The following is a 13,629-nucleotide window of genomic DNA, read 5'->3' on the forward strand; positions in this document are numbered from 1 at the left end:
GGCGCATCCAACCTCTTCTTTTTTCCGAATTTCCGATTTCAAATCTAATCCCTATTGGCATGTTGTAGAAAAGCGGCTTGCATATTCCAATATTCGGAAAATGTGTACACATGTACTGTTGAAGTAATTGATAACTATTCATGCATCTGCCTCACTAATTAAATAAAACCATGCTTTAAAGAAATAAACTGCCCTTTCGGGATAGCTACTTAATCATATTCCACTTTCTTTGAAGGATTTCTTAAGTATTCAAATAGCATTTTTATTTGAGAATCTGTATTCCTTTCAACTGACAATTTCGGTAATTCATTTTCATCAAAGAACCCGACTGCACTCGTTTCTATACCTTCTTTAGCTTGACCACCAATTATTTCACATTGGATAAACATCTTATATACATGATAAGGTGATGGGGGGTGTGGATGGCATTTTTTATCTAGTACAGCAAGCAGCTTTGTAGCCTTAACATCAAAACCGGATTCTTCTTTAGCCTCTTTAACTACAATTTCACTTGGGGTAAGTCCAATATCTGCCCAGCCGCCAGGCAATGACCAACCGCCATCTGCCTTTTCTCTAACCATTAATATTTTGTTATCCTTAAATACAACTGCTCTAATGTCCACTTTTGGTGTAGCATAGCCAGTTTCATTTGCAAATAATTCTTTAACTATTTCCATTTCCATATTTGTATACTCTGACATAATCTCTATACTGATTTGCCTTAGTCGTTCAAATCTTTCCAGGTCATAAATATCTTTTGAATAGGTTAATCCTTCCTGTGCCATGGATTGAAGTTCTTTTGCCCAATCAAGCCACTTGCAAGCCATTCAATCACCGCCAATTAATGATTTTTTCCTTATTCCATAAACCACAACCTACAACCTTGTACATAGACGTTTGTTAATAACTATTGCTCTCTTTATATAGGGCTACACATATCATTTTAAACCATAAATTAACAGTTATCCATTCGATAAAGTGCCAAATACAAAAACACCCCCTGTCTATAGGGGCTGTCGTTATTATCTATATAGAATTCACTTGACGTAGTAACAAAAGTTCAGGGGATTGGATGTAGGAGATTCGGAAAAAATATGAGATCACAAAAAGAACCCCTCACTTGTATCCAATCTTTCGCTTACCTCTTGCCACCTACATCTTACTAAGCAAAATAAAAACCATGCCTCAACTGGAACAGCTACCTTCATTTATAATCTGATATAGAGTTTCAAAAGAGGGGACTTCCTGTAGGTACATGCCACTCCAGGAACAATCCCCTAAAGAATAATGACAGGCTGAGCCATCCTATTTTTTCGCTTATGATAACGTTATAAGCCTATTTACTCTTCCCTTCTGCTACGAGAAGCCATTTTTGCTGTAACAGATCATCTGTGTGCTTACCGATAAAATCATGCACCTCGTTTTTCACCGTCCATATGGCCTGTGCAAGTGTTTGTGCCCTGCATTCATGTATAGAGACCTGCTCTATCTGAAAAGAATGCTCCAGCAAAGCGACAACATCACGTACCAATTTCTCTTCATCAGTACCAAACCATTAATTTTCCAATGCTTTTGTAAACTGCAAATCCAGTTCTTTTGTTTCTCCTCTTCTACCCCAAAATTCGTTGCCTACTCCATTGTCATCCAAATCGAATTTCCCGTACATTCCGACTTCTCGTAGTTCAAAAAAGGCTGCAACAGCTTACATTATACGTATACGGTAGGCTGAAGCGCGATTATCTTGAGTTGTGATTGCCACGATTCGATTTATTCCTAATGTATCTTTACCATATGCCATTACTTCTCTTAAACCGCCTATCCCCAACTATTTCTTTAATCCGTTTTTGTAAAGCTCATAAAAATGATGAGTGGGGCCGTTGCCCTTTCCGATCGACAAGGAATGCTGAATTGCGATTGTCACATATTCCTTGGCTCTATGTACCGCTTCCTGTAATTCGAACCCCAATGCGAGATTGGATGCAATAGCAGATGAATAAGTGCAGCCTGTACCATGCGTATTTTTTGTCTCAATACGCTGTGCGTCGAACGAATAAAACTTATTCCCGTCGAACAAAATATCCAGCGCATTGCCTGTGGCATGACCGCCTTTTACAAGAACATTTTTACAACCCATTTTATAAATCTCTACCGCTGATTTTTTCATATCCTCAACATTGTTAATTTCTATACCGGCGATTTTCTCTGCTTCAGGAATATTGGGGGTAAGAAGGTCAGCTAACGGAAGAACCGTTTTGATTAATGTGTCTATTGCGCCGGGGTTCATAAGCGGACAGCCGTTTTTCGCATACATAACAGGATCAATAACGACATTGGCGGGAGCATATTGTTTTAGCTTTTCTGCGACTGCTTTCATACAATCAGGCTGTGAGAGCATACCAACTTTCACAGCGTCCACATCAATATCCTCAAAAATAGCATCGATTTGTTTTTCAATCATATCCGGCTTGACATCCTGTATGTCAATAACACGGCTCGTATTTTCGGCTACCACCGAAACAATGACGCTCATCCCAAAAACACCATGAGCTGAGAAGGTTTTTAAGTCAGCTTGAATCCCAGCACCTCCGCTACAATCCGAACCGGCAATACTAAGAACTTTTTTCATGTCTATAACTCCTTTTCCGTTAAATTAATCTTTCACCAGTGTATAAATAATCTTTTAACAGCTGATTATAAGCATTGTGAGATCTACGCTGCCTCCTGTTCATGCAATGAAGAACTTTGAAGTTAAAAAAACCTTGTCTTATTTTTGACAAGGGTAACATAACATGATTAAATGTTATTTGCTTCCCTACGCCAGTATTAACTAACAGGTTCAAAGGGTCAGGTTTTAACCTTCTCAACTGCGAACAGTCCCCCCGCAAACAATTAAGCCATATTCAGTTTTGGTAGCGCACTATATTGAAATAAAAAAGAGCACTTCCAAATTCATGGAAAGCGCTCCAACCATATACACATAGCGATGTAAATGATTTGCTTCCCTACGTTAGTATTAACTAACAGGTTCAAAGGGTCAGGTTTTAACCTTCTCAACTGTGAATAGTCCCCCCGCAAATTACTATAACTTATTACAACACGTGTTTTTCAAAAAGTCAAACTTAAAATTTTAGTGTTCAGCTCAGGTCAACTGCACATGAGACATCTGTTAACAAAGGTGTTGATTATCCAGTATAATCCAGAGTGGATAATCAACACCCTTGGTTTAAAATAACTGAAGCGGCAAGTAACATGCCGAAGGCAACCGTTACTCCCCCTATGTATTGAACTGTCTCCTTAATCCTAAAATTATGTGCTATAGACAATATAGCAATATTCGTTGGCCCGGGCGTAAATGTAACAATAACACAATAAATAAGAAAAGATGTAATGTTCATGAGAATGCCTCCTTACATGTGTCCCATGAATAATACATCTCACACTTCACGAGCGTATAGTATAATATTGCAGGATTACAGGGTTATGCTTATAGGGAAAGTACCAACAGTAAATGGTAAATCACTAGACCTAATTGGTTGTCCAATATACGATTCCGGAAGCCTGTCCTTTTAGGGATTCAGTCGCATGTCCATCAAATTAAGAATTTTATAACTCCCCTCAAAACAAAAATCATATGTATTCCATCACGCCTGTTGATTGTCTTTTTTATGGGAAGATTTAGTTTTAAATCTTGGTTTACCAAATGAATTGATTCATTTAGATATCATATTGACTTTTAAATTCGAAAATCTCATCAACAGCTTGGTGATATCCACCCGCTCTTTGGAATAATCCTCTAATATTTGCAACAGCTTTATGGAAAGATGGGTCGCTTAACACGCGATCTACGGCTTCACGTAGTTGGCTTGCCGTCAAGCCTTGCATTTGTAATTTAATACCGGATCCGATATTGGCCACTTGCCCGGCAATTATCGGCTGATCCGCGCTTTGTGGGATTACAATTAGCGGAACCCCGTAATAGAGACCTTCATTGGTACTGTTCATTCCACCATGTGTAATAAATAATTTAGTGTATTTCAGCACCTCCGTTTGTGGAACATAATTTTTTACAATGAAGTTTTCTGGAATCTCCCCCAAATCAGATATTTGAACTTTTTTTCCAACAGACATGACAACGGTATGGTTAGTGTTCCCAAGTGCCTTAAAACAAAGCTTATAGAAATCAATGGCTTGGTTTAAGACAGTACCCAGTGAAATGTAAATTGGGCTTTTTCCTTTGATTGCAGTAAGGTCAAAGTTTTCTTGCGTTAATCGTGAAGAGATGGATGGACCTACAAATTTGTAAGTTTGGTCGAATACTTCTCCAAAGGGTTGAAACTCCCTGGTTGTATAAACGATTGTAAGTAGTGCAGGATTACAGAAAACTTCATAAGGAGAATGGATCTCCACATCATATTTTTTCTTTACCATTACCGTCAAGCTTTGAAATTCATCGTATATAGGTTTAACTATTTCTGTAGGAATTTTTTCAGAAAGTTGTTCTAGCATTTTATCAAATGATACTTTTGTCTGTGCAAAAGAAGTACAAGAATTGATTGCAGGAAGCTTAAGAATTTGGGCAAGCAAACGTCCACAGCCAAACATGGAATCGTGGATGATGTAATCAAAATGCTCTCCTTTAATCTGTTCAAGAACGCTAGGTATGACGATATCTGCTGTATGTAAAAGACCATTGATTCTTTCGAGCAAATAATTTCTTCCACCTGAGATAAAGGCTTTTATAAATTTTTGACCGTCAAATGTTCGTACAGTAGCTCCCGTTTTCTCAATACGTTCTCGAAAATCTTCTATCGTAAAATACACTACCTCTTCTCCACGCGAAATAAGCTCTTGCACAACTCCAATAGTTGGATTAATATGCCCTTCTGATCCACCATTAATAAATAAAACACGTGCCATTTCTACTACTCCTTAGATAAATTTTTCTCCAAATTGTGTAAGATTAAGGGGGATTGTCCCATACCCATTGCTCAGCTCAAATAATGGAACTAAATTTATCATAGTACAATACTTAAAAATCTCCAACTTTTAATCACCTTTGTAATCTAAAATTGATATTGCATCAAACAAAAATTCTCCATATCTTACCTTCTTCTTTTTGGTTTAGGATTGAGCATAAAAAGCAGGCCGCTCTGTACCCGCCTAACTATACGGCAACTGGCAGCCACTTCTTTGTTTTCATCTTAGCCCTATTTGACAAGCATTATTTCGAACAGCTTTCTGTGGGAATTCAGCATAATTTCCTTTATGCCCCATATATTTCCTTTTTGTGACAATGCTATACTTATACCTTTCCCTGTAAAAACTGCCACTTACTACTTTTAACTGTTTGTTCTAGAAACATCCGTGCTGCTTATAATGTATGAAATAAAAAAGGAACGTCATTTTTCGACGCCCCTTTTGATGGATCTATTCTTTTTTATTCGCTACTTCAATCTGCTCGTGTTTTGAGCATCTGTTTGAGTACCCACTGGAACAGCCTTGCCAACTCCTAAAGCATAATAACTAATCACGACGATACTCAAGAAAGCAATTCCTGCAATAAGGGAAATGCGTGTATCATCATTAAACCACATCCCGGTTAATACCATAAGCAAAAAGGCAATCGTTACGTAGTTTGTCACTGGTGCAAAAGGCATTTTGAATGGATGCGTATCCATTGCAGCTCCTTTTGCTTTTCTGAATTTGATTTGACTAATCAGAATAATAAACCATGGAACCATACCAGGAAGTACACTAGCACTGTAGACATACACAAATAGATTTTTTGGTGCAAGATAGCTGAGGATAACACCAATGCCCAAACCTACTAGTACGCCCATCGTTCCTAACAAAGGCACACCATTATGAGAAAGCTTCGTAAATATCTTTGGTGCTTGTCCATTTACTCCTAATGTATAAAGCATACGTCCTGCACTATAAATCCCGCTATTACACCCAGACATGGCAGCGGTGATAATGACAAAGTTAATGAACCCTGCTGCTACTGTAATGCCAATTTTGGAAAAAGTTGCAACAAATGGGCTGCCGAGCGTATGCAATTGATCCCAAGGGTAAACGGTTACAATTACAAAAATTGCACCAATATAGAAGATCAAAATACGCCAAATAATACTTTGAATCGCACTCGTTAACGTTTTCTTCGGGTCTTTTGCCTCACCTGCTGTAATCCCGATTAGTTCAACACCTTGATAAGCTCCAATTACTAACGACAAAGCAAAGAAGAAGCCTGACCAACCGCCAGTAAAGAAACCCCCATGTTCCCAAAGATTCGATAATCCGATTGCATTTCCCCCATTACCAATTCCAAAGAAAATTAAACCAACCCCTACAATAATCATTAAAACGATGGTTACGATTTTTATCATTGAAAACCAAAATTCAAATTCACCAAATGATTTAACAGAGAATAAGTTCGCTGCACCGAGAATCACCATTGCGATAATGCCTGGTACCCAAGTGGGTAAATCTGGAAACCAATACTGCATATAGGTCCCCACGGCAATAATTTCTGACATTCCGACGATGACCCACTGGAACCAGTTACTCCAAGCCGTCAGATAACCTGCTAAGGGATGAATGTACTTATGGCCAAAGGTCGCAAATGAACCTGTACTTGGTTCCAAGTACAGCATTTCTCCCATTGCACGCATGATGAAAAATATAAAAATTCCTGCAATCGCATACGCAAGCATGACGGACGGACCTGTCCATTTAATCGTGCTTGCCGATCCCATGAATAGCCCGACCCCAATTGTACCGCCCAAAGCAATCATCTGAATGTGCCGAGCTTCCAAGGATCTTTTCAATTCTTTGTTTGCCACTTTTGTTCCTTTTCCTTTCTGCTGCTAGCGGTAATTTAGGAAAGCGGCTAGAACACACTCTTTTCAATCCACACTAATGAAGCAAGTATTCATTTTTTATTTATTTAAAAACTTTTTTCACGAGACATTCTAACCAGATAGAAAGGCTATCCAACTTTCCTGCCTTATGCGTCGCTGCTAAATTACTCATTGTATTATAATATGTTTTTTTGCTGAAAACAATTGTATCTATCAGAAAAACACTTGGTAATTCAATGTGTGTGAAATGAAATAAAAGCAGAAAACTATATTATATGTCAAACATTTTCTTTATAATATACGATGAATAGCCCGGACAAGTTAGAACCTCAAATAATAGATGATGTGTCGATTTATCAAATCAGATGAAAACAAATGTTGAATACAGCCAAAAACTTCTGCCCTTTAACAACTCATACACTGACTTTCACTAAACCTATTTCTTCCTCTCTCCTAAGTTTTTTTAGGCTTCTCATCCAAAATAGAGCGTAGTTCCTTAATATCCTCATCAGACAAGGATTGCTCTTGGATGAACTGAACCAGCATCGACTTCAGCGCCCCGCCATAAATTCTCTTAATAAAAGACTGGGCTTCGGCACGCTGGCATTCATCCTGCGAATAAAGTGGAAAAAAAGTATAGAGCTTCTGATTTTGATTTACACCAACCACCTTTTTTTGAACGAGACGATCCAAAAGAGTTCGAACTGTTTTCGGTTTCCAATTCGTTCGCTCCTGCAAGGAAGAAATGACTTCGTTGGCCGTTTGTGGAGCCTTTTGCCATAGCACGTTCATGACTTCCCATTCTGCTTCTGAAATACTGGGGACTTTATTAGACACTCTTATCCTCCTTTTTTTATTACACATACATTTGTCATATAGAGTTTTTGTTTCCCGGCAAATAACTGTAATATATGCCTTTATCCCTCAAAATAGATAACGTTATTTCTGCTGCCTTGCTTCCGTTAGTGTTTCCTTCATTTTGTATATTAGTTACAAAAAAATAAGTGTTATCCTTAATCTCTACATACCCAATAAACCACCCGTTTATATTTTTGTTATTTACACTGCCTGTTCCTGTTTTTCCAGATAGCCGTACACCATCTTTTTCCTCTAATATGATCGCATCTTTGACGGTCCGTACATTCTTTTCCTCAAATCCAAATTGGTTTGTATAAAAAGCTTTTAGTAATTGTACCTGCTCTACTGGGGATACCTTTAATGAAGACTCTATCCAATATTGTCCTATTCCGCCAGAAAGATTGCAATTACCATAGCCTATTTGATTCAGATAAGCTTGCATTTTATCCAGATTGATTCTTTTATCCAAATCCTGAAAATACCACGTCACTGAATTTTTCATTGCTGTAGATAAATTCTGATTCATATTCCAAGAAACATACGGATATTTTATTCCATTCCATTTAATTGTGGAATTTCCATTCGTAATGACATTTGATTCCAATCCAAATAACGCGCTAAAAATCTTGTAAGTTGAATCTGGAGAAACTCTCAATTTGCTTTTATTTTCATTATAAATGCTATATTGATTAGCTTTCAAATTATATAATACAAAGCTCCCTTCAAATCCGACAAAATATTCGCTTAGATCCTCATATGCTGTCCGTTCATTTTTAAAATCGTAGCAATTATTATCATCGACCATCACGGAAACGAGCGGAGCCTGACTTACAACAAATACTCCCACAAGCATAAAGATAGCGATACTCTTCAGCTTCAACAGCTTCGATTCAGTCGTAAAGGATGCAATCTTTTCAATGCGTTTTTTAATTTGCTCCTTGGAACTGTTCAGCTGATTGGCCAAAACGAAATTCCGCGGCTGTGATGCTCTGTCCACAAAATTAATAATCGCATTCCCATATTCAGCATAACAGTGTTCATCCAATGAATTTAAAACAGCAATATCACAAGCTATTTCACGATCCAATCTCATTTCCCTAAAAGCAATCCAAACAAACGGATTGAACCAGTATAATATTTGATAATAGGTCTTAACATCGGCCTAATCATTTCAGATGTCATTCCGTCTTCGGCGGCATAAATCGGTTTGAACATCCAGGCATTATTTTTATTTGGCGTAGAGTGTTTTGATAAATCGATAAATACATTCCTATATCCACTCTGCATCATCAAACTTTCAAGACTTCCCTTAGGCATAGGATTTATATTAAAAGGTTTATATGTAGCAATAGTAATTGTTTTTCCTTTATTCATATATAGCCCTATGACGTATTCCTTGCCTTTCAATCTTTTATGGAGAAGTTCTCCCATACTAGTAAAGCTGTTCATCCATTTTCCATTTTCTATTGTACTAATTTTAGAGGTGTTTTTGGCTAAATGGTCATTATGAGCCCACAGTATTATTTTTTTCCCTGGATACATAACTTTCATTAGCCATTCAACATTGTCAGCCATGATTTTGTCTCTGAACTCATTGCCCTCCTTTTCATTATACAGGCTCATTTCCATAAATTTGATTCGATCACTGAGCGATTTTCGACTGCAGTTCGACCAGAACATACGGCAAACAAATATTAAGATATTTTCAGCGGATGCAGGCGGAAAGCCAAAGAAGGGTGAAAAACAGAGCGCTTTTTTACCGATTTACCTTCCCGATAGGATTCGACAATATGCAGATAACGGTAGGTACGACCATCTGACTTTTTTGTGGATACAACTTGGGGAAACAAAGAGAGCACCATTCCTTATATTTGTTACCACAATTATCTAGCAGAATTGTGACCTGCATTTCGGGTGCAAGAGAAGAAGATTTACATGAAGAAAACCGCGCCATGGCGCGGTTTGTTGAAAAAGCTCTACCCCGAAAATGCGTCTTAACTGTCAAAGGTGAGTTAAAAAGCTCCGCTGGATATATGCCGTTAACTGCTGTGTCTCGTCCGCCCCATCACCCCTCGACCCGAGAACGGACATCATCAATACTACGCTCGAACATGGCGAGCAAACCTTCGTTCAGCCCCAACGTATGAAACTCGTTGGCTCCGCTGGACAATCCAGCTTGCACGTGTTCTGCCACCGCAAAATCCTCTTGATCGAAAACGGTATCGTTTGTGTACGAAAAGCGATTGGCCAGGGCTTTTTGTCCTTTTTCGTCCTGAAAATCTGACTCCCGATAAAGCATCTCGTGCGTCCAGATTGTTCTGTCCGTATCTTCGGGGTAGAAGGTGTTGATGGAGACATAGTCGGGGTGCATGATGAAAAACGTATTCGGGAAAAGCAAGTAATAAACTGACGCGAAGGACAGAATCGACCAGTTGTGAATTGCCGTCCTCAACACATCCGGAAAATTTGTCCTTGCTGCCGCGAGCCTGATATGTGGGCCATACTCGTAATGGGCAATGATGCCTTTGTGAAAAGACTTAGACAGAGTGTGCCGATGCAGGTAGGGGACATGATAGCCCTCCAGATAAGTCATGATCAGCAGTTTCCAGTTAGCATGCTTGACGACCTTGGTCTTACGGTAGCGAACCAGCTCGTTGATGCCAAAATGGTCAAGGTCGTCGCCGATTGGTCCGAGATACGCATCCAGATCTATGCTAGAACCGGGCGTCGGATGAATCCATATCAATCCGCCTCGCTCGACGACAGGTAATTCCATCAGGTTGTATTGTCTGAAGTCCAACTCAGGAAAGTTGTAGGCCTTGGTCACATGCTTGAGTGAACCGTCGAGGTCGTATACCCAACCGTGAAAGGGACAGACGAACACTTTGAGGCACTTCTCATTTCCTGAAACGACGCGAGCGCCCCGGTGCCGACAGATGTTGAGAAAAGCGCGTAGTTCTCCGGTCTGGTCGCGCACGACCACGTAGGGAAACTTACCCCAGTCGCTAAGCAGATAGTCCCCAGGGCGGCTGACGCTGGAGACGTGTCCGGCGATGATTGGATAGCGGCGAAAGACCGTGCTCATTTCCTGTGCCAAAATGTCCGAATCGGTGTAGTGGCTCACCGGGACTTTCACCACTTCTCCGAGCATTTTCTGATCCCGTTGCTGCTGATGAAGCGTAATCAGTGTCTGTAAGATGTCGACCTGTGTTTCGTAGCGCATCGCATTTTCCTCCTGTTCATGACCAACTTCACTAAAAGTTAACATCCGGCGCGTCGCAATAGAACCCGATCATGGCGATGGCACGATCGTCCCTTGAGCCAGGGCGCAAAGCTTTTCTTCGTTGCCGTCCACGACATAAACCTCACACTGACAGACAGCCTGACGTTTTCCAATGCTCCGAGCCTTTGCCCGAGCTATAAGAGAATCGCCGATGGCTGGCCGCAGATAATTGATCTTGAATTCGGCCGTCAGAGCATTGCCGTTCAGCGCCAGACCACCGGCGAAGGTGATGGCGTTGTCCGCAAGATAGCTAATCACGCCACCGTGAACGAATCCATGTTGCTGTTTGAGGTATTCCACAATAGGAAGAGTCAATTCCGCACTATCGCGCGCCAAATCAGTCAATTGCGCACCTATAAACTGGCTGAAAGGTTGACTGTCAAAAACCTGCCGTGCAAAGGACTCAATGTCGTTCATCCATATCCCCTCATTTATTAACCTCAGTGGTGAATAGCTGTTCTTCCTCAACAACGAGCCACTGGACCTCGTTTTAAAGGGTATCATCACGTTGGAGATGCCATATGGTTGAAGACACATCCAGAACAGGCTTCAACTATTCGTCACGTGATGCATCGTCCCGATAACCCACAGCTTGCAGACAAAAATGCGTCAATGTTTCTACCACCCGGTCTTCCTCATCCCGCTCAGTGACCGTCGAGAGCGGACCGGTGAGACTCTCGACCACTGCACCTACAATGGCGGATGCAACGACTTCGACCGCTAAAGGCGGAATTTCGCCCGCAGCAACCGCTTCACGGAGGAGGCTCGAAAAGATGTCGCGGTAGGGTGTTCGAAAGCGTAAGCGTTCGGCATCGAGATACTCATCGACGGGCTCGATGAGCATCGCCCACGCGAGCCGCCGCTCGCGGAACGCGCGCCGACTGAAGGTGTCGAGCACCCGGGTCAGCCGGTCACGGCTGGTCGTTCCCGTCGATGCCGCAGCCCAGCAGGCGGCAATTTCTCGTGTGGAAATCTGCTGAAACACCTCATTAAAGATCTCGGACTTCGACGAGAAATACCGGTACAAGAGTCCCGTTGAGACCCCCGCTTCGGCGGCTATCGCGCCCATACTTGTGGCTTTATACCCGTTGGCGGCAATGAGCTGGATGGCCGACTGCAGGATCCGGTCCCGCGTTTCAGCCAATCGTGTTTCGATTTTGGGAGTGCGTCGATAGGCCATATGTCCGTTCCTTTCGGTCTTGTCTTCGGTCAATCGGTGCTGTCACGCGACTGACGAGCAGCGCCTGGTGAGCCCCGCCGACCGACCATCACGATCGAATAATCGGGTGGTTATCACATTTCATCGGGTGTGGTCATTCCCCCCTCTTGCCAAAGGTACGTGCCCGGATACGATGTTGTTGCCTGATTCATCGCGAAGGTCTACAACAAGTAAATCATTGTTCAATTCTTGGGTCAATGGGGAAAATTTGTAATATTATGTCGATTGATGACAACTCACAGGGAATAGGTAAGACGTGGTGCAGGTCATATCCCTCCCAAATATAACCGGGAGGAAGCGGAGCAGTTTGGCGTGGAAGTGGGCGACCCGAGATACCTGATGGTAGTTTCCTTATTTCTATTTCTTTTTGCAGATTAGAGGATTACTTTCATTACTTGGAATAGGTTGAGTACGTATAGACAAGTTTTTCAATGTAATCAGCTTCCAGTCTTCATTAGAGATATAGTAGATCCCATTTTTATCTGCTGTAACTATATATCCATTTAGGCAATCATTCTTATCAGAGTAAATAATGGTTTCTACTAGATAGTTCTTGTCTACTATGTAACCGTTTGTTTTTATGATTGTTGTCCTTAAATGTTTTCCCGCTTCAAAAGAGTGAATAGAAAACTGAATAAGAATAACAGCAATTGATACTACCCATGCCAAAACAATAGTTGGTGTTCTGTATTTGTTTTTCTTTCTATCTTTTATAACTTTATTTTTATTATTAAGTTTAGCGCTTAAGAGATATATTAGCTTTATATCCCATTACGTTCAGATAAAACAAAACTACTCCAATTTTACGATGAATGGCGAAACCACTTTATATCCCATTACGTTCAGATAAAACCCTAAAAGAAAAACAGACAAAAACCTTCAGTTATCAAGGGTTTCATGAGTTAAAAAGTGAATCAAAAATCGACTTTTTGCAGTAAAGCAGGAGTTCTATTTTTAGCAGAGAAGAAAAATGCCTCAAACCCTTGCTATATAAGGCCTCATGTCCAGTATACCCAAAATTAGGTTTACTGCAAATTTTCCCGAAACCGTCCCATTACGGCCTCAAATCAACTGTTTGAAACAGATATTAAATAAGGACCGCTATTTATCACTTATCATTTTACCTAAGCGTGTGAAGCATTTTGGACATCCATGAAGGTATTCCCCATGGACACCGATAAAGAATGATATCTAGGTAACCAGGGTTTATTTTATTGCCTACGAAGTTGTTCAATTTCTCCCTGTGTAAGCTCGGTTAATTCGGCTATGGTTTCGTTATCTATTCCTTTTTGTATCATGCTTAAGGCAACTTTCATGATACCTCTTTTCTCTCCCCTTTTCTCCCCTATTATTTCTCCTTGTTTTTCAGCTCTTTTTAAAGCGGACTTTTCATCCAACAACGCTTTCCT

The 13,629-nt window shown here is 40.6% G+C and carries 11 protein-coding genes, 3 pseudogenes and 2 riboswitches; all 14 genes and pseudogenes read right to left on the reverse strand.

The window, feature by feature from the left end; all coding sequences use genetic code 11:
* A partial coding sequence (locus HMPREF0083_RS30145) for a DUF3885 domain-containing protein (protein ID WP_420834650.1) occupies nt 1–142 on the reverse strand: 142 nt, incomplete at its 3' end.
* Nucleotides 143–209: 67 nt separating this feature from the next.
* Complete coding sequence (locus HMPREF0083_RS12725; protein ID WP_021621820.1) at nt 210–827, reverse strand: NUDIX hydrolase; 618 nt, start codon at nt 825–827, stop codon at nt 210–212.
* A gap of 509 nt (nt 828–1,336) precedes the next feature.
* Nucleotides 1,337–1,531 carry a hypothetical protein gene (locus tag HMPREF0083_RS12730; RefSeq protein ID WP_021621821.1) on the reverse strand — a complete coding sequence of 65 codons (195 nt, stop codon included), beginning with the start codon at nt 1,529–1,531 and terminating at the stop codon, nt 1,337–1,339.
* Nucleotides 1,532–1,825: 294 nt separating this feature from the next.
* A complete protein-coding gene (thiD, locus tag HMPREF0083_RS12735; RefSeq protein WP_021621822.1) occupies nt 1,826–2,626 on the reverse strand; it encodes a bifunctional hydroxymethylpyrimidine kinase/phosphomethylpyrimidine kinase in 801 nt (266 codons plus the stop codon).
* Between the two features lie 165 nt (nt 2,627–2,791).
* Nucleotides 2,792–2,891: riboswitch (TPP riboswitch) on the reverse strand.
* A 90-nt stretch (nt 2,892–2,981) separates the two neighbouring features.
* Nucleotides 2,982–3,081: riboswitch (TPP riboswitch) on the reverse strand.
* A gap of 140 nt (nt 3,082–3,221) precedes the next feature.
* A pseudogene (locus HMPREF0083_RS12740) lies at nt 3,222–3,395 on the reverse strand (LysE family translocator); the annotation flags it as partial.
* Between the two features lie 319 nt (nt 3,396–3,714).
* Nucleotides 3,715–4,917, reverse strand: a complete 1,203-nt coding sequence (locus HMPREF0083_RS12745; RefSeq protein WP_021621823.1) for a macrolide family glycosyltransferase — start codon at nt 4,915–4,917, stop codon at nt 3,715–3,717.
* 527 nt (nt 4,918–5,444) lie between these two features.
* Complete coding sequence (locus HMPREF0083_RS12750) at nt 5,445–6,842, reverse strand: amino acid permease (protein WP_021621824.1); 1,398 nt, start codon at nt 6,840–6,842, stop codon at nt 5,445–5,447.
* Nucleotides 6,843–7,313: 471 nt separating this feature from the next.
* Nucleotides 7,314–7,697 carry a penicillinase repressor BlaI gene (blaI, locus tag HMPREF0083_RS12755; RefSeq protein WP_040302640.1) on the reverse strand — a complete coding sequence of 128 codons (384 nt, stop codon included), beginning with the start codon at nt 7,695–7,697 and terminating at the stop codon, nt 7,314–7,316.
* A 34-nt stretch (nt 7,698–7,731) separates the two neighbouring features.
* Nucleotides 7,732–8,862 (reverse strand): annotated as a pseudogene (locus tag HMPREF0083_RS12760) (BlaR1 family beta-lactam sensor/signal transducer); the annotation flags it as partial.
* Complete coding sequence (locus HMPREF0083_RS12765; RefSeq protein ID WP_081696068.1) at nt 8,808–9,398, reverse strand: erythromycin esterase family protein; 591 nt, start codon at nt 9,396–9,398, stop codon at nt 8,808–8,810. The gene HMPREF0083_RS12765 and the pseudogene HMPREF0083_RS12760, both read right to left, overlap by 55 nt.
* Nucleotides 9,399–9,783: 385 nt before the next feature.
* A complete protein-coding gene (locus HMPREF0083_RS12770; RefSeq protein ID WP_040302641.1) occupies nt 9,784–10,941 on the reverse strand; it encodes an aromatic ring-hydroxylating oxygenase subunit alpha in 1,158 nt (385 codons plus the stop codon).
* A 69-nt stretch (nt 10,942–11,010) separates the two neighbouring features.
* Entirely contained in the window at nt 11,011–11,418 is a 408-nt protein-coding gene (locus HMPREF0083_RS12775; RefSeq protein WP_040302643.1) for a PaaI family thioesterase, read from the reverse strand.
* Nucleotides 11,419–11,554: 136 nt separating this feature from the next.
* Entirely contained in the window at nt 11,555–12,181 is a 627-nt protein-coding gene (locus tag HMPREF0083_RS12780) for a TetR/AcrR family transcriptional regulator (protein ID WP_021621831.1), read from the reverse strand.
* A gap of 1,250 nt (nt 12,182–13,431) precedes the next feature.
* A pseudogene (locus HMPREF0083_RS12785) lies at nt 13,432–13,629 on the reverse strand (Rpn family recombination-promoting nuclease/putative transposase); the annotation flags it as partial.

The organism is Aneurinibacillus aneurinilyticus ATCC 12856 (assembly GCF_000466385.1).
In the GTDB taxonomy this organism is placed as follows: domain Bacteria; phylum Bacillota; class Bacilli; order Aneurinibacillales; family Aneurinibacillaceae; genus Aneurinibacillus; species Aneurinibacillus aneurinilyticus.